General features: G+C 54.1%; 15 protein-coding genes and 1 tRNA gene. 8 read left to right on the top strand and 8 right to left on the bottom strand.

All coding sequences use genetic code 11. The features are described from left to right. Positions 1-49 precede the first annotated feature (49 nt). Genes ccmC through ACFE33_RS10060 form a run of 3 tightly spaced genes read left to right on the top strand, consistent with a single transcriptional unit; the run spans position 50 to position 1,471 of the window. Positions 50-778, top strand: coding sequence for a heme ABC transporter permease CcmC (gene ccmC, locus ACFE33_RS10070; protein ID WP_380052896.1), 729 nt, complete (start codon positions 50-52; stop codon positions 776-778). Then, a complete protein-coding gene (gene ccmD, locus ACFE33_RS10065) occupies positions 775-948 on the top strand; it encodes a heme exporter protein CcmD (RefSeq protein WP_380052894.1) in 174 nt (57 codons plus the stop codon). Before ccmC ends, ccmD begins: the two co-directional genes overlap by 4 nt. After that, positions 941-1,471, top strand: a complete 531-nt coding sequence (locus tag ACFE33_RS10060; protein ID WP_380052892.1) for a DsbE family thiol:disulfide interchange protein — start codon at positions 941-943, stop codon at positions 1,469-1,471. The genes ccmD and ACFE33_RS10060 overlap by 8 nt, the downstream gene beginning before the upstream one ends. Positions 1,472-1,743: 272 nt before the next feature. Here the strand turns inward: ACFE33_RS10060 and acnA are convergent, their stop codons facing one another. Together acnA and ACFE33_RS10050 are read right to left on the bottom strand one after the other, a co-directional pair. After that, positions 1,744-4,428 carry an aconitate hydratase AcnA gene (acnA, locus tag ACFE33_RS10055; protein WP_380052890.1) on the bottom strand — a complete coding sequence of 895 codons (2,685 nt, stop codon included), beginning with the start codon at positions 4,426-4,428 and terminating at the stop codon, positions 1,744-1,746. Positions 4,429-4,574: 146 nt separating this feature from the next. Beyond that, positions 4,575-5,051 (bottom strand): GNAT family N-acetyltransferase, encoded by a 477-nt coding sequence (locus ACFE33_RS10050; protein ID WP_380052888.1) that lies wholly within the window; start codon positions 5,049-5,051, stop codon positions 4,575-4,577. A 164-nt stretch (positions 5,052-5,215) separates the two neighbouring features. Here ACFE33_RS10050 and ACFE33_RS10045 point away from each other — a divergent pair, with 164 nt between their 5' ends. Continuing rightward, positions 5,216-5,923 carry a DUF1223 domain-containing protein gene (locus ACFE33_RS10045; RefSeq protein WP_380052886.1) on the top strand — a complete coding sequence of 236 codons (708 nt, stop codon included), beginning with the start codon at positions 5,216-5,218 and terminating at the stop codon, positions 5,921-5,923. Positions 5,924-5,936: 13 nt separating this feature from the next. Here ACFE33_RS10045 and ACFE33_RS10040 read toward each other — a convergent pair whose 3' ends face one another. Beyond that, positions 5,937-7,031 (bottom strand): FliG C-terminal domain-containing protein, encoded by a 1,095-nt coding sequence (locus ACFE33_RS10040; RefSeq protein WP_380052884.1) that lies wholly within the window; start codon positions 7,029-7,031, stop codon positions 5,937-5,939. A gap of 130 nt (positions 7,032-7,161) precedes the next feature. Continuing rightward, positions 7,162-8,469, bottom strand: a complete 1,308-nt coding sequence (gene purB, locus ACFE33_RS10035) for an adenylosuccinate lyase (RefSeq protein WP_380052882.1) — start codon at positions 8,467-8,469, stop codon at positions 7,162-7,164. A 105-nt stretch (positions 8,470-8,574) separates the two neighbouring features. On the opposite strand from purB, the gene ACFE33_RS10030 reads away from it, so the two are divergent. Beyond that, positions 8,575-8,991, top strand: coding sequence for a DUF6314 family protein (locus ACFE33_RS10030; protein ID WP_380052880.1), 417 nt, complete (start codon positions 8,575-8,577; stop codon positions 8,989-8,991). On the opposite strand, the gene ACFE33_RS10025 is transcribed toward ACFE33_RS10030, so the two are convergent. Continuing rightward, a complete protein-coding gene (locus tag ACFE33_RS10025) occupies positions 8,957-10,183 on the bottom strand; it encodes an alpha/beta fold hydrolase (protein ID WP_380052878.1) in 1,227 nt (408 codons plus the stop codon). The genes ACFE33_RS10030 and ACFE33_RS10025 overlap by 35 nt on opposite strands. Positions 10,184-10,310: 127 nt before the next feature. Here ACFE33_RS10025 and ACFE33_RS10020 point away from each other — a divergent pair, with 127 nt between their 5' ends. Continuing rightward, positions 10,311-11,081 (top strand): DUF3445 domain-containing protein, encoded by a 771-nt coding sequence (locus ACFE33_RS10020; RefSeq protein WP_380052876.1) that lies wholly within the window; start codon positions 10,311-10,313, stop codon positions 11,079-11,081. Positions 11,082-11,126: 45 nt separating this feature from the next. Here ACFE33_RS10020 and glnA read toward each other — a convergent pair whose 3' ends face one another. From glnA to ACFE33_RS10005, 3 genes are all read right to left on the bottom strand, one after another. Then, positions 11,127-12,533: a type I glutamate--ammonia ligase gene (gene glnA, locus ACFE33_RS10015; protein WP_380052874.1), complete on the bottom strand. Its 1,407-nt coding sequence runs from the start codon at positions 12,531-12,533 to the stop codon at positions 11,127-11,129. Between the two features lie 59 nt (positions 12,534-12,592). After that, complete coding sequence (locus ACFE33_RS10010; protein WP_380052872.1) at positions 12,593-12,931, bottom strand: P-II family nitrogen regulator; 339 nt, start codon at positions 12,929-12,931, stop codon at positions 12,593-12,595. A 232-nt stretch (positions 12,932-13,163) separates the two neighbouring features. After that, positions 13,164-13,640, bottom strand: a complete 477-nt coding sequence (locus ACFE33_RS10005) for a Hint domain-containing protein (protein ID WP_380052870.1) — start codon at positions 13,638-13,640, stop codon at positions 13,164-13,166. A gap of 256 nt (positions 13,641-13,896) precedes the next feature. Between ACFE33_RS10005 and ACFE33_RS10000 the strand changes: the two genes are divergently transcribed. Next, positions 13,897-13,981: transfer RNA gene (locus tag ACFE33_RS10000), tRNA-Leu, on the top strand. A 332-nt stretch (positions 13,982-14,313) separates the two neighbouring features. Then, positions 14,314-15,093 carry a SapC family protein gene (locus ACFE33_RS09995; RefSeq protein ID WP_380052868.1) on the top strand — a complete coding sequence of 260 codons (780 nt, stop codon included), beginning with the start codon at positions 14,314-14,316 and terminating at the stop codon, positions 15,091-15,093. Positions 15,094-15,174: the final 81 nt, after the last annotated feature.

Genomic DNA, 15,174 nt, shown 5'->3' with positions numbered 1-15,174 from the left:
GCCGTGTAGGGTGATTGCGCAAATGTTAAAGCCGAATTAGGGTCCGACCATGTCACTTTGGGAATACGCAAATCCGCGAAAATTCATGCAAACCTCGGGCACGATTCTGCCTTGGGTGGTCGGGCTGGCTGTTGCTACGCTCGTGGTTGGTATCACGTGGGCGTTTTTCTTTACGCCCGAGGATTATCGCCAAGGCTCAACCGTAAAGATCATGTTCCTACACGTTCCCGCCGCATTGATGGCGATTAACGCGTGGCTCATGATGTTGGTCGCGAGCCTCATCTGGCTCATTCGGCGCCATCACGTCAGCGCCCTCGCGGCCAAGGCCGCAGCCCCCGTGGGCATTGTTATGACGCTGATTGCGTTGATAACGGGCGCGATTTGGGGGCAGCCTATGTGGAATACCGCGTGGGAATGGGATCCGCGCCTTACGTCCTTCCTGATATTGCTGTTGTTTTACTTTGGATATGTCGCCCTTTGGGAAGCGATTGACGACGCAGATACCGCGGCGGATTTGACGTCTGTGTTGTGTCTGGTTGGATCTGTTTTTGCTCTCTTGTCGCGCTATGCGGTGCTGTTCTGGAATCAGGGCCTGCACCAAGGGGCGAGCCTGTCGTTGGATAAAGAAGAAAACGTCGCGGATGTATTTGCATTCCCGCTCTATGCTTGTATGGCGGCGTTTGCGTTGTTGTTTGTCGCGCTCGTTTTGATGCGCACGCGCACAGAAATTCGGTCGCGTCGCTTGAACGCGCTTTTGGCACGGGAGCACGCGAAATGATGCCGGACCTTGGGAAGTACGCGAGCGAAGTTTACACCTCCTACGCGGTTACTGCTGTATTGCTGGCCGCGATAATTGTGGCGACGGTCCTGAAGGGGCGCAAAGTTGCTGCTGAATTACGCGACGCCGAGGAGCGTCGCACCAAGAACGGAACCGATCAGAATGGCTAAAGTATCTCGTTGGGCAATTATTCCGCCACTCCTTTTTGCGGGACTCGCAGGGGTGCTCTATGTCGGGATGTATCGCGAAGACCCCAAGGGCCTGCCGAGCGTTTTGATCGGCAAGGAAGCGCCCGCGCTTACGCTTACTGAAATCCCCGAGAGTGAAATGCTCACGAAGGAAGTGCTTGAGGGGGAGGGCGTGAAGCTTGTGAATTTCTGGGCAAGCTGGTGCGTTCCGTGCCGCGCCGAACATCCACAGCTTGAGAAAATGGCGCAAGATGGTGTCGCGATCCATGGCGTGAACTATCGCGATCAGCCCGCAGATTCCGCTGCCTTCCTAGATGAACTGGGCAATCCGTTCCTGACGATGGGTGCTGATGATACGGGCCGCACTGGGCGGGACTGGGGCGTTTACGGCGTGCCAGAGACGTTTGTTGTGGATGGTGAGGGCAAAGTGCTCTATCGCCACGCAGGGCCGATTAGCGCGCGCGTTATGTCTGAAACTATTCAGCCCCTCTTAGATCAGCCCTAAGCTCAGGCGCATTCACTGCGACAGTAAAATTAGCAAAACGAACGCGCCGGTTTCAAGCCAAGGGATTGAAATGGGGAGGCGGACGGGAATCATTATGTGCTGAAGTAGGGTCATACCCCAATGTCGCATTAAATGGTTAACAAGCCCACAACGGCGGGCAATTCTCTCTGTAAATTGAACGAAGCTGTCATGCGTCAAAGCGATGACTGCTCAACGCAAAAGCGCCCCGCGGATACCGCAGGGCGCTCTATCTGTTTCTAAGTTATTGAAACTTATGACTTCGCAAGGTTGCGCAGCACATAGTGCAGAACGCCACCGTGCTCGATGTATTCAACTTCGATCGCAGTATCGATACGACATTTCAGTTTGATTTCGAGCGTTGTTCCATCAGGACGTGTGATTGTACATGGCACATCTTGCAATGGTTGTACGGTGTCCAAACCGGAGATTGACACAGTTTCCTCGCCAGTCAGGCCAAGAGATTTGCGAGTGTCACCGTCTGTGAATTCAAACGGGATCACACCAAAACCAACGAGGTTGGAGCGGTGAATACGCTCAAAGCTCTCGGCGATAACGGCCTTTACACCCAAGAGTGCGGTGCCTTTGGCAGCCCAGTCACGCGAAGAACCCGCGCCATACTGTTCACCACCAAATACAACAAGCGGTGTGCCTTGCTCTTGGTACGCCATCGACGCGTCATAGATCGAGGTTTGTTTGCCATCTGGCCCGTTGGTGTAACCACCTTCGACACCGTGAAGCATCTCGTTCTTGATGCGGATGTTGGCGAATGTGCCGCGCATCATGATCTCGTGGTTACCACGGCGCGAACCGTAGGAGTTGAATTCGCGTGGCGCGACCTGACGCTCGGTCAGGTACTGACCAGCTGGACTTGTCGTTGCGAAACTACCCGCAGGAGAAATGTGGTCGGTCGTGATCATATCGCCCAAAACAGCCAATACTTTGGCATCTTTCAGGTTGGTGATAACGCCTGGCTCTTTGCTCATGCCTTGGAAGTAAGGTGGGTTCTGAACATATGTCGAAGCAGCGGGCCAATCGTATGTTTGGCTGTCTGTTGTCTCGACGGATTGCCATTTCTCGTCGCCTTTGAACACGTCGGCGTATTTGCTTTGGAATGCTTCACGCGTAACGGTTTGCTCAACCAATTGGGCAACTTCTTCAGTAGTGGGCCATATGTCTTTTAGGTAAACATCGTTGCCGTCGCGATCTTGGCCGATTGCGTCTTCTGAAAGGTTGATGTCAAGGGTACCCGCAAGTGCGTAAGCCACAACAAGGGGAGGCGACGCGAGATAGTTCGCGCGAACATCCGGCGAGATACGACCCTCAAAGTTACGGTTACCCGAGAGCACCGAAGTCGCAACCAAATCGCCCTCTGCAATCGCGTCAGAGAGTTCTTTTTGGATCGGGCCAGAGTTACCGATACAGGTCGTACAGCCGTAACCGACAAGGTTAAACCCGATCGCATCCAGATCTTCTTGAAGGTCTGCTGCCTCAAGGTAGGCGGAAACAACCTGCGAACCAGGTGCGAGCGATGTTTTTACCCAAGGCTTGCGGTTCAGACCCAGCGCACGCGCTTTGCGTGCAACGAGGCCCGCGCCGATCATCACGTATGGGTTGGAGGTGTTCGTACAAGACGTGATCGACGCGATCACAACCTTGCCAGATTCCATTGTGTAATCTTCGCCTTCGACAACGACTTCTTTGCCCATTGGGCGCTTGAATGTCTCTTCCATTTCCTTGCGGAACGCTGTTTGGCCGTCGGACAGTGCCACAAAATCTTGTGGGCGCTTGGGGCCGGAGATCGCAGGAACGATCGTGCCCATGTCGAGCGTCAGTGTGTCTGTGTAGATCGGCGCATAGTCCGCATCACGCCAGAAACCGTTCTCTTTGGCATAAGCTTCGACGAGAGCAATGCGGTCTTCGTCACGGCCAGAAGTGCGCAGGTAACGAAGTGTCTCGTTATCGATTGGGAAGAAGCCACAAGTCGCGCCGTATTCTGGCGCCATGTTTGCGATTGTCGCACGGTCCGCGAGTGGCAGACGGTCAAGACCTTCGCCATAGAATTCGACAAATTTGCCGACAACGCCTTTTTCGCGCAGCATTTCAACGACTTTAAGCACAAGGTCAGTACCGGTTGTACCTTCAACCATCGCGCCAGTCAGTTCGAAGCCAACAACCTCAGGAATGAGCATAGAGATCGGCTGACCAAGCATCGCCGCTTCGGCCTCGATACCGCCAACACCCCATCCGAGAACGGCCAGACCGTTCACCATGGTTGTGTGGGAGTCCGTACCAACAAGCGTATCAGGGTAAGCGACTTCTTCGCCGTTTTGGTCCTTATCTGTCCAAACTGTTTGGGCCAGATACTCAAGGTTCACTTGGTGACAGATACCCGTTCCCGGAGGCACAACACGGAAGTTGTTAAACGCACCTTGGCCCCATTTTAGGAACTGGTAACGCTCCATGTTGCGTTCGTATTCACGGTCAACGTTCATTTGGAACGCGCGTGGATTGCCGAATTCGTCGATCATAACCGAGTGGTCAATCACAAGGTCTACAGGGTTCAGCGGGTTGATTTTCTCGGCGTCGCCACCAAGAGCAACAATCCCGTCACGCATCGCCGCAAGGTCAACCACAGCAGGCACACCTGTGAAATCCTGCATCAGAACGCGGGCAGGGCGGTACGCAATCTCGCGCGGGTTTTTGCCGCCTTTTGCGCCCCATTCAGCGAAGGCCTTAATGTCGTCGACCGAAACCGTTTTGCCATCTTCAAAGCGCAGCATGTTCTCGAGAACAACTTTCAACGCAGCAGGCAATTTCGAGAAATCACCAAGGCCGGCCTCTTGGGCGGCGGGGATGGAATAATAGGAAATCTTTTGGTTACCCACAGTAAGCGTTTTGCGGGTTTTTGAGGTATCGTGTCCGACGGTGATGGGCATGTTGGCCTCCCTTTTGACAGAAAATAGGGTATCGCTGAGGCGCTTGTGAACCAGTTTGACGTGATAATCAAGGGGGGAGGGGCACTATTGTATGCCATTGTACACAGATTTTTGCTCTTCGCCGAGATAATTACCGCATCGTGCGGTTATTCGGACGTTTGGGGAAGGTGCTTCTCAAAATATACGCGCTCAAAACCGTCTTCGGTGCGGCGACCAACCTCGTGAAAACCAAGATAAGGATAGAGCGAAAGATTGTCCGTCATTTTGACGTTGGTATAGAGGTCCAGCGTTGAAAGCCCATATTTGCGCGCCGCGCGTTCACAGAATGAAAATAGCTGACGCCCAACGCCTTGACCGGCCGCGGCGGGTAGAACAGCTATGTTTTCAACGTGCATTTGACCGTCGCGGGGAAAGCAAACGATGAAGCCAAGCGGAGCACCGCTTGCAGTTTGTGCGATATACACGGTGCCGCGAGAGATAAGCGCCGCGTAGTCCGCATCCAATGGCGCAGGGCGCTTGCCGATACTCGCGATGTAAGGCGCGTAGGCCTGCTCGGCGCATACGCGGGTGAAATTCACGTCGGCCGATGTCGCGGCGCGTATTTGCAGTGTGTCTTTAGACATAGAATGATGTTTCGCTAAATCATCGGTTAGGGCAAGCAGTCCTGTGCATAGCGTGGCATTTGAGAAACGGATTTTCACCACACAAGACGCTCGCAAATGGTTGATTGGCGCGGAGGCAGCGGATTGACTAAAAGAGATTAAACCGCACTCACGGAAAAGTAGGAATGAAACCACATTTAACCCAAGTCGCCCGCGCGCTCATGTTTTCTCTTGGAATCTCGGTGTTTGCTTCGGCGGCTCATGCGGATTCGGGACCTGTGGTTGTAGAGCTTTATACTTCTCAAGGGTGTTCGTCTTGCCCTCCGGCGGATGCATTGCTTGAGCAACTCGCGGATCGTTCGGATGTGATCGCGCTCGGGCTTCACGTGGATTATTGGGATTATATAGGATGGAAAGATGCATTCGCAGATCCGTCCTTTTCCGAGCGGCAAAGAGATTACGCACGCGCAATCGGCAAACGCATGGTTTACACGCCGCAAATGATTATCGGTGGCGAGGATCACGTTGTCGGCAATAAACCAGCGGATGTTGAGTCCGCAATCGCCAAGCACGCCGCCGCAGCTTCGCCCGTTTCTATTTCTGTAACGAAATCCGGCGGTGGGTTTGCGGTAGAGGCGCGCTCATCGCAACGTGCTGAAATGGTTATTCAGTTGGTTCAGTTCACTCCGAGCCAGCATGTAAAGATCAAACGCGGCGAAAATGCGGGGCGCCAGATCAATTACGCGAATGTTGTTTCGGATTGGCGAGAGATCAAGAAGTGGGACGGTGACGGGCCAGCAAAGTTTACCGTGAAAAACGCGCAGCTTCCTTATGCAGTAATTGTTCAGGCCAAAAATAAAGGACGCATCCTTGCGGCTGCCCGTTTGGATTAAAACGCGTTGTTCGCTAGGCGTCCGCGTCATCCATCCTCAGAAAAATTTCTCCGTTACTCTCTAGGCGTCGTACTTCCTCAACAATCTTCGCTTGTGCACGTTCTCCGTCTGATTGGCTGATCGTGCCGGCCTCTTCGATTTCGTCCGTGATCGCGGCCGAAAGGCGTTTGGACATATTTTCGAGCACAAAGTTCACTGTCCCCATGTCGCCAGCATTTTGCGCCGCAACGAGTGCCGCAACAAGATCCGCTTGATCGACGCTTCGAATGAGCTTGGGCATGTCTTGTTTGTGTATGCGCTGCGGGATGTTCGCGAAGGTAAAGATGGCGTTCCGTACGAGGCGGCCGAATTCTTCGTCCTGTTCGTCAAGGCCGTCCAGAACTTCATCCCGCCGTTGGGCCGCCGCGAAATTCAGGATTGCGCCCACGCGATCAACGGGGTCGTCTTTGAACGCGACAGGGGGGCGGTTGTTAAGCTGGTTCGCGATGGAAATACCGATCCGCCGTACCGCCTCGGGCGTTACGGATTTGGTGAGCGAGATCGCATATGCGATGCGCCGTGCGCGCTCTCCGTCGATCATTCCCAAGAGTTCAGCGGCACGAGCAACCGGAAGCTTGGACAACATAACCGCACAGACTTCGATCGCTTCGGATTTCATGGCCACGAGCAGAACTTCGACGGGCAGGTTGACGACTTTCTCCCACGGATCGCCATAAAAGACGCCGCCGGCTTCGCGCCGTAGACGCGTAACCATAGAAGGGGAAAGCGCCCCCTCGAGCAGCTTGAGCGCGCCGTCCAGACCACCAGGGAAGAACATACCGACATTCTCAATCTCGGAGAGGAACTCCTCTACGACTTCTTCCATCGTTTCACGCGATATGCTCTTCATGCTGCCCATTGAACGGGTCAAAGAGTGTTGTAATTCCTCGGGGAAATCCGAAATCGGGAGGTCCGCACCCTCAGCCAAAAGCAGGCGTACAATGATTGCCGCCTTCTGCGCACGTGTAAGCGTGGGCTGTGGCGACATTTGCGGCGCTGCCGATGGCATCGCGCTTGGCGTTTGCATGGGTTCAGGGAAGTCCCCAATGGGGGCAAGGGCGGTGCTCACGTTGGATTCCTTTCGCTTCCACACTCCTAACCAAGAGTCGTTAATAGACTCCTTACAGCCACGCGCATTCCAACAAAAAAGCCCCGCGAGCGACGTGCTGGCGGGGCTTCTTGATCGTATTGAAATGGTCTCAGCTTTCGCCGAACACGCGCTTGAAGATCGTATCAACGTGTTTTGTGTGATAGCCAAGATCGAATTTCTCTTCGATTTCCTCAACGCCAAGGGCTTTTACGACATCTTCGTCCGCAAGAAGTTCGGCCTTGAAATCACATCCGGTTTCCCACACTTTCAGCGCGTTCCGCTGTACCATTTTATAGGAATCCTCGCGCGAAACACCCGCTTGGGTCAGGGCGAGCAATACGCGTTGCGACATCACAAGACCTGGGAACTTGTTCATGTTTGCCATCATATTTTCGGGATAAACCAACAGCTTATCAATCACACCAGTCAAACGCGCGAGCGCGAAATCGAGGGTGATCGTGGCGTCTGGGCCGATGTTGCGTTCAACCGAAGAGTGCGAAATATCACGCTCGTGCCAGAGGGCGACATTTTCGAGTGCTGGGATCACAGTCATGCGAACAAGACGCGCAAGGCCTGTAAGGTTTTCGGTCAGAACGGGGTTTTTCTTGTGTGGCATCGCCGAAGAACCCTTTTGACCCATCGAGAAAAACTCTGCCGCTTCAAGCACTTCGGTGCGCTGCATGTGGCGAATTTCGGTTGCGATGTTTTCAACGGTCGAGGAAACCACACCAAGTGCAGCAAAGAACGCTGCGTGGCGATCGCGCGGGATTACCTGTGTCGAGATCGGCTCTGGCTCAAGGCCGAGTTGCTCACAGACGTGCTCTTCGATTGCGGGATCGATATTGGCGAATGTGCCTACAGCGCCGGAAATAGCGCCTGTCGCAACTTCTTCGCGCGCGGTCTTCAGGCGGCGGAGGTTGCGGTCCATTTCGGCATAGAAGCGTGCAAAGGTTAGGCCCATTGTTGTCGGCTCGGCGTGGATACCGTGCGAGCGGCCGATGCGAACGGTGTTTTTATGCTCGAATGCGCGTTTCTTGAGCGCGGCCAAGAGGCCCTTGGCGTCTTCGATCAGGATGTCGGCGGCACGAACGAGTTGGACGTTGAAACAGGTGTCCAATACGTCAGAGCTGGTCATACCTTGATGCACGAAACGTGCTTCTTCGGAACCGACATGCTCGGCGAGGTGCGTAAGAAAGGCGATAACGTCGTGTTTGGTTTCGGCTTCGATTTCGTCAATCCGCGCAACGTCGAATTCGACATCTTTGGCTTTCCACACGGCGTCAGCGTTTTCACGAGGGATAACACCAAGGTTGGCCATGGCTTCGCAGGCGTGCGCCTCGATTTCATACCAGATTTTGAATTTGGTTTCAGGTGACCAGATGGCAACCATTTCGGGGCGGGAATAACGAGGGATCATGGGGTAGCCTTTTTTAGATAATCAGACATGGCAGAGGCGCGCGGCTTCTCTTAGACTGCGGGGGGGCGAGCGGCAAGCCGTTGCGGGAAAAAGGGGCGCGAGATAGTGGTATTTTCTCCAGAATTGGCAGATTTCCGTGGCGAATGGATCCTTAATCGCCAGATAACGAGTGATATCGCGGGGCAGTCCGGTGAATTTGAGGGGCGCGCTATTTTCGCGCCGCATCCCGACGGGCTTGCATATCACGAGGCAGGCAAGCTGCGCATGGCTGGGGGCGGAACCCTACAGGCAGAGCGTAGATACCTCTGGCGCGAGGTGAATGGGCAAATCGAGGTGTTGTTTGAGGATGGCCGCGCGTTTCACAAATTCGGCGACAATTCCGCGACGCATTACTGTGATCCTGACATATATCGCGTGACCTATGATTTCACTGAATGGCCACGCTGGACGTCGGCTTGGCGTGTTACGGGGCCGCGCAAGGACTATGTCATGACGAGCGCTTATGCCCCAGTTCCGTCGTGATTTGCGCGGTTTGCTCGAGCGTTTTGTGAACAGGGCAGCGGTCGGCGATCTCCAGAAGTTTTTCGCTCTGCGCGGTGGTTAGATCGCCGCAAAGATGTATTTCGCGGTGAAAGGTATCAATCTTGGGCGGGTTTGTCTGGCTCGCATCTTGGGCGTGGACCTTGTTGTGCGTGACATCGACGTAGACGCTCTCAAGCGGGAAATTCTTGCGGCGGGCGTACATGCGGATGGTCATAGACGTACAGGCCCCAAGCCCAGCCGCCAGAAACCCATAGGGCGTCATCCCTTGATTGGTGCCGCCATAGGCGCGCGGCTCATCCGCCAGCGTATGATGAAATGGGCCAGAGTTTATGTCCTGAAGGAAGCCTTTTGGATCGGCCTCTGTCACGCGCACGATCCCTTCTGGCGCGCCAATCGGAGGGGCAGGCGGCAAGAGCCTGAGATAGCGAGATGCCCAAGAAGCAATGACCTCGGCGGCATATTCCGCGTCCTCGGCATCGGTCAAGAGGTGGTCGGCATCATCAAGCGAAACAAAACTCTTGGGGTGTTTTGCTGCGGTAAAAATCTCGGCCGCATTTTCAACCCCGACAATCTCGTCGCGCGGAGCATGGAGCACCAACAGCGCGGCCTTGAGTTTGTCTAATTCGGGTGTGAGCGTGGCATCCGCGATATCATCCAAAAGCGCCTTGCCGATAGTGATACTGCGTCCTCCAAGGTCAACCTGTGCGGCCCCCTCGGATTGGATCGCGGCGCGTTGGTCTTCGAACAAATGTTCCAGATGCGCAGGGTCCGCAGGCGCTCCGATGGTTGCGATTGCACGGATGTCAGAAAGCGAAAGCGCCGCCCTAAGGACCGCTGCACCACCCAATGAATGCCCGACCAAAAGCGTGGCGGGGTGGCCCATATCCTCTAGATGGCGGGCAGCCGCGAGGAGGTCCTCGGCGTTGCTGCTGAAATCGGTGTTGCTGAATTCGCCGTCCGAGTGACCCAACCCCGTAAAATCAAACCGCAGAACCCCGATCCCCATGGACGCAAGCCGCGCCGCAATCCGACGGGCCGCTGGGATGTCTTTGCCGCAGGTGAAGCAATGAGCAAAAATTGCGGTCGCCAAATGCGGGCCATCAGGTCGGTCGAAACGAGCGGCGAGGGTGTCGCCACTGTGGCCTGCGAATGTAAGTTTCTCGGGGGGCATCAGGCTTCCTCTGCTTTCAGAGCTACAAGATGAAGCGCTGTGGCATAGAGGTCAAATCACGCGTTGGTGACAGTCCGCTGGCGGCTATTTCGCTGGACGTGGCACAAACTGAGGATAATGTCGCAGCATGACACCGACATTGAATACCCGATTACCAGCCGAACAAGCAACGCGTGCCCTTGCGCCACGAATGCCCGGAATAGCACCGACACAGCTTGCGGATTGGATTGTGGTTTCAGATACTTACGCACCGCAAATGGCCCTGAGACGTCGGTTAATCAACAGCCAAAGAGAGCGCGTACTTGCGGAGCAATATCCAGAAGCGGCGAAGGAACTCTTTGAAACGGTGGTGGCGCAGTTGCGCTTGCGGCCTGATTTTGAGGTGAGCGATCACAGCATCCGTTGCCCCGATGGGCATGAAGTTCGGATTGGGGAGCCATTGGAGACACTCGCGCAGGTCGTTCAGGAGGATTTCTGTCTGCTTATGCCGGAAAAGGGGGCTTACATTATGCGCGCGGCGGTGCTTTGCTTTCCCGCAAGCTGGACCTTGGCTGAGAAACTCAGTCGCCCACTTCTTGGGATACACGAGCCCGTTGCGGCCTATACCGACGATCTAGCGAAACGGGTTCAGCGGCTGTTTGATGCGATCCGCCCTGAGGCACCGCTTTGGCGTGCGAATGCGTTGTTTTACGATGATCCGTGGCTATTCCATCCAGCATCAGAGGCCGCGCCACGCGTTCAGGAAAATCTACATGCGCCATACTTGCGCAGTGAGCGGCAGACGCTTGTGCGCCTCCCTAAAACCGGAGCAGTCGCGTTCTCGATCCACACTTATATCCTTGCGCGCGAAGCCGTCGATCCGAACGTAATCCAGCAACTAGAAGCGCGGCACAAATGAAAAAGGGCACCCGAAGGTGCCCTTTAAGATAGTGTGATCTAGAAATTATACGCTGTAGTACAGAGCGTATTCCACTGGGTGTGGAGTGTGCTCGTATTGGTAAACTTCTTCCCACTTAAGCTGCGAGTAACCTTCGATCTGGTCTTTTGTGAACACATCGCCAGCAAGGAGGAACTCGTGATCTTCTGCCAATGAGTCAAGCGCTTCACGAAGCGACGCACAAACAGTTGGGATGCCTGCGAGCTCTTCTGCTGGAAGGTCATAAAGGTCTTTGTCAGACGCTGCGCCGGGATCAATCTTGTTCTTGATACCGTCAAGGCCAGCCATAAGCAGAGCTGCAAAGCAGAGGTACGGGTTCGCCGCAGGATCAGGGAAGCGAGCTTCAACGCGCTTCGCTTTGGGGGATTCTGCGAAAGGAATACGTACACAACCAGAGCGGTTAGACGCGGAGTAAGCACGAAGAACGGGAGCTTCGAAACCAGGGATCAAACGCTTGTAGGAGTTTGTCGACGGGTTTGTGAAGGCGTTCAGAGCTTTCGCGTGCTTGAGGATACCACCGATGAAGTACAGAGCTTCTTGCGAAAGATCTGCGTACTTGTCACCAGCAAACAGTGGCTTGCCGTCTTTCCAGATCGACATGTTCACGTGCATACCTGTGCCGTTGTCGCCAGCGATTGGCTTTGGCATGAATGTCGCGGATTTGCCGTATGCGTGCGCTACGTTGTGAACAACGTATTTGTACTTCTGAAGGTGGTCTGCTTGCTCTGTGAGTGTGCCAAAGATCAGGCCAAGCTCGTGCTGACAAGACGCAACCTCGTGGTGGTGCTTGTCAACTTTCATGCCCATGCGCTTCATAGTCGAGAGCATTTCGGAGCGGATGTCCTGAGCGTCGTCGATTGGGTTTACTGGGAAGTAACCGCCTTTAACGCCAGGGCGGTGGCCCATGTTGCCCATTTCAACTTCTGCGTCTGTGTTCCAAGCCGCGTCAAGCGCGTCTACTTCGAACGCTACTTTGTTCATAGAAGTCGAGTAACGCACGTTGTCAAAGAGGAAGAATTCCGCTTCTGGACCAAAGTAGGAAACATCACCAATGCCTGTAGACTTGAGGTATGCTTCGGCCTTTTCGGCTGTGCCGCGTGGGTCGCGTGAGTAGGCTTCGCCTGTGTCCGGCTCTACAATAGAACAGTGAACGCAGAGAGTTTTCTCAGCATAGAAGGGGTCCAAGTACACAGAGTTTGTGTCAGGGATAAGCTTCATGTCGGATTCGTTGATCGACTTCCAGCCTGCGATGGATGAACCGTCAAACATAAAGCCTTCTTCGAGGAAATCCTCGTCAACTTCGTCTGCGATGACAGTTACGTGTTGCAGCTTGCCGCGAGGGTCTGTGAAGCGGATGTCCACATACTCTACGTTTTCGTCTGCAATAAGTTTGAGAACGGCAGCTTTGCTCATCTGTGTCTCTTCCCTTTATTTAGTGTTAGATTAGAACCGCTTGCGCGGGGTTGTTTGTGTTACAGTGCGTCGTCGCCGCTTTCGCCGGTCCGGATACGGATGGCTTGCTCGATGGACGAAACAAAGATCTTGCCGTCGCCGATCTTGTCGGTTTTTGCGGCATTAATGATGGCTTCGATGGCGTCGTCAACTTGATCGCTTGCAAGGACAACTTCGATTTTGACTTTGGGTAGGAAATCAACAACGTATTCCGCGCCGCGGTACAGTTCGGTATGGCCTTTCTGACGGCCAAATCCTTTTACTTCGATCACAGAGAGACCCTGCACACCGACTTCCTGAAGCGCCTCTTTTACCTCATCCAGTTTGAATGGCTTGATAATGGCTTCAATCTTTTTCATTACGCGACTCCTTTGAAATAGTCGGGGATTCTCCGCTGTCGAAGTGTTCAGAACACTTTCCCTAAGGAGGGACAATCGGGTAGGCGGAGAGGCCCGTTGCAGAGAGAGGGATTCCTGCCGTAGGGTGCACTTTTTGTGCGATCTGCACAATATTTGTTCAGTTAGAAAACTTTTCGGGCCGATTTTTGCGAAAGAAATGCCTGATTATTGTGCGCTGGCCGCGGATCAGGGCTTAGGCGGTTACTTTTGCGGAGGATGCGCTCGCAGCTTCGAGGCCGTCTATGTAGAGGATGTGCGGCGCGTCAAACCGAAGGGCAAAGAACGTCTGGTCGGCGTCTGCTTCTCGCGCGATGAAGTGACCGTCCGCAAGGCGAGATGCTGGTACCAACGCCTGTGCAACACCAAAGAGAGCCTTTGCGCGCCAGTCGCGGATAAGGATACGCTGGCCTGCCGTCACAAGCAGATCACAAGTTGGGCGGTCAACGCCCACAACGCCCGCGCGTATCCGGTAGGCATTTGTAGATCGAAAGGTCTTGATCGAGCGCAGTAGTCGCATTCCAGCATCACGCGTAACAACACGGTCGCCGATGCGTAGGTCGCTGGCGCGCACTTCGCCTCTAGCTGTCAGGATCATGCTTTCCCCCGCGACGCCTGTGGGCGCGCGCTCGTCAGTGACGATTTTTTGGGCGAGCATCTCGAACGGGGTCATGCGTGCTGCCATTCAGGGCGGAGTTTCATGCGTTTCTCACTCGTTAACATGTCCAAGACGTTGCATCACAATATGGCAGAATTGGGTTGCCCGTATGGAATTTGGCAACAATATCGCGAATTTGGAGGAAATGTTGCGCATAAGACTCTGTCGTTTGGGGCGGGATATGAGAAAAAATTCCGCCAAAGTGCATTTTCCACTCGCATCCCAAAAATCTCTACGCTAGAAGGGCGCGCAAGAGGCTCGGCCTCAACGTGCGGGTGTGGCGGAATTGGTAGACGCACCAGATTTAGGTTCTGGCGCCGCGAGGCGTGGGGGTTCAAGTCCCTTCACCCGCACCACTTTGATTTCATTCAGTATTAGAGCTTCAATTGGCGCACCGTTGCCAAGTGAATTTGTTTGCTTTGCTAAATGTCTCATTATGCAACTACTCTGGAAAATATTTACCAAAATTGTGGTGCTCGGGACGTGAAGATAGCTCAAATCACACCCTATTTTACCACCGTCGCGCTACTCTAATACCGCTGTTTTTATTGGCCAATTGCGGCTTGGTGACTGAAATAAAAATTCTGAAAAATTTTACAAAAAATCCTTAGTGAAATTTCACAACTATGTTAACGCTTGGTAAATCTCTGCGATTGATGAGAAAAACAACTAAGGATTACCGAGTACCATGGCGAACCCGCTATTCTATAAAAACGTCGTTCCAATCAACAGTGAAATTCACCGCGATTTGCGGTTTGCGGTTCCGGCAAAGCCGCTTGAATTTGCGCGCGAGGCGAATCTGATTCCCGCGCTGGTTGATGAGTTCGCACACGCTATGGACGATCTGCCGATTGCATTTTTGCCAGGTTCGAAACATCCCGCCGCAGTTTTTGTGACCGGCCTTAAGCCCGGAACAAATGTGTTCATCTCGGAGGAGGGGCTTTGGGATGGGCAATACGCGCCCGCTTACCTGCGCCGCTATCCGTTCATCGTTGGCGATGTCGCCGAGGGCGATCCGCTTTTGTGTATGGATGAAACCTATGAGGGGTTCGGTACAGACGAGGGTGTGCGCTTTTTCACCAAGACTGGCGAATCCGAAGAGCCACTACAAAACGCGCTGACAATTGCCCAAAGCTACCGTGAAGCCGCCGAGCGCACTGATGCGTTTGCAAGCATGCTTCAGGAAATGGGCCTTCTGCGCGCGGTGTCGTTGGATGGCAAAACCGCCAGCGGTGAAACGCTCAGCGTTCACGGGCTGTTGGTTCTGGACGAAGAAGCGTTTGATAAGCTCAACGGCGAACAGTTGGAAAAACTGCACCAAGCAGGCTTCCTTCGGGCTATTTTCAATCACCTTCAAAGCCTGAAAGCAATTTCCCGTCTTGGGGAATCGCTCGGTGAAGCAGCAGCACCCGTAGCGGACGCTGTTGAAGATACAAAAGAAAAGAAGACCAAGAAGGCCGCTAAATAGAGCCTTTGTAAACTTGAAGAGTAATTGAGGTCGCGCGGCAAATTACAGGCTGCTGCGACCTCGGGGAACGTTTGGTTCTGG

The sequence above is a fragment of the Falsihalocynthiibacter sp. SS001 genome (assembly GCF_042445055.1).
In the GTDB taxonomy this organism is placed as follows: Bacteria; Pseudomonadota; Alphaproteobacteria; order Rhodobacterales; family Rhodobacteraceae; genus Falsihalocynthiibacter.
This window is presented reverse-complemented; position numbering and strand designations above follow the sequence as displayed.

What these genes read in the sequence shown, in the direction of transcription:
- ccmC (WP_380052896.1), top strand. Translation starts at nt 50, where the DNA reads ATGTCACTTTGGGAATACGCAAATCCGCGAAAATTCATGCAAACCTCG.
- glnA (WP_380052874.1), bottom strand. Translation starts at nt 12,533, where the DNA reads ATGAGCAAAGCTGCCGTTCTCAAACTTATTGCAGACGAAAACGTAGAG.
- acnA (WP_380052890.1), bottom strand. Translation starts at nt 4,428, where the DNA reads ATGCCCATCACCGTCGGACACGATACCTCAAAAACCCGCAAAACGCTT.
- ccmD (WP_380052894.1), top strand. Translation starts at nt 775, where the DNA reads ATGATGCCGGACCTTGGGAAGTACGCGAGCGAAGTTTACACCTCCTAC.
- ACFE33_RS10045 (WP_380052886.1), top strand. Translation starts at nt 5,216, where the DNA reads ATGAAACCACATTTAACCCAAGTCGCCCGCGCGCTCATGTTTTCTCTT.
- ACFE33_RS10060 (WP_380052892.1), top strand. Translation starts at nt 941, where the DNA reads ATGGCTAAAGTATCTCGTTGGGCAATTATTCCGCCACTCCTTTTTGCG.
- ACFE33_RS10025 (WP_380052878.1), bottom strand. Translation starts at nt 10,183, where the DNA reads ATGCCCCCCGAGAAACTTACATTCGCAGGCCACAGTGGCGACACCCTC.
- ACFE33_RS10010 (WP_380052872.1), bottom strand. Translation starts at nt 12,931, where the DNA reads ATGAAAAAGATTGAAGCCATTATCAAGCCATTCAAACTGGATGAGGTA.
- ACFE33_RS10050 (WP_380052888.1), bottom strand. Translation starts at nt 5,051, where the DNA reads ATGTCTAAAGACACACTGCAAATACGCGCCGCGACATCGGCCGACGTG.
- ACFE33_RS10020 (WP_380052876.1), top strand. Translation starts at nt 10,311, where the DNA reads ATGACACCGACATTGAATACCCGATTACCAGCCGAACAAGCAACGCGT.
- purB (WP_380052882.1), bottom strand. Translation starts at nt 8,469, where the DNA reads ATGATCCCTCGTTATTCCCGCCCCGAAATGGTTGCCATCTGGTCACCT.
- ACFE33_RS09995 (WP_380052868.1), top strand. Translation starts at nt 14,314, where the DNA reads ATGGCGAACCCGCTATTCTATAAAAACGTCGTTCCAATCAACAGTGAA.
- ACFE33_RS10005 (WP_380052870.1), bottom strand. Translation starts at nt 13,640, where the DNA reads ATGACCCCGTTCGAGATGCTCGCCCAAAAAATCGTCACTGACGAGCGC.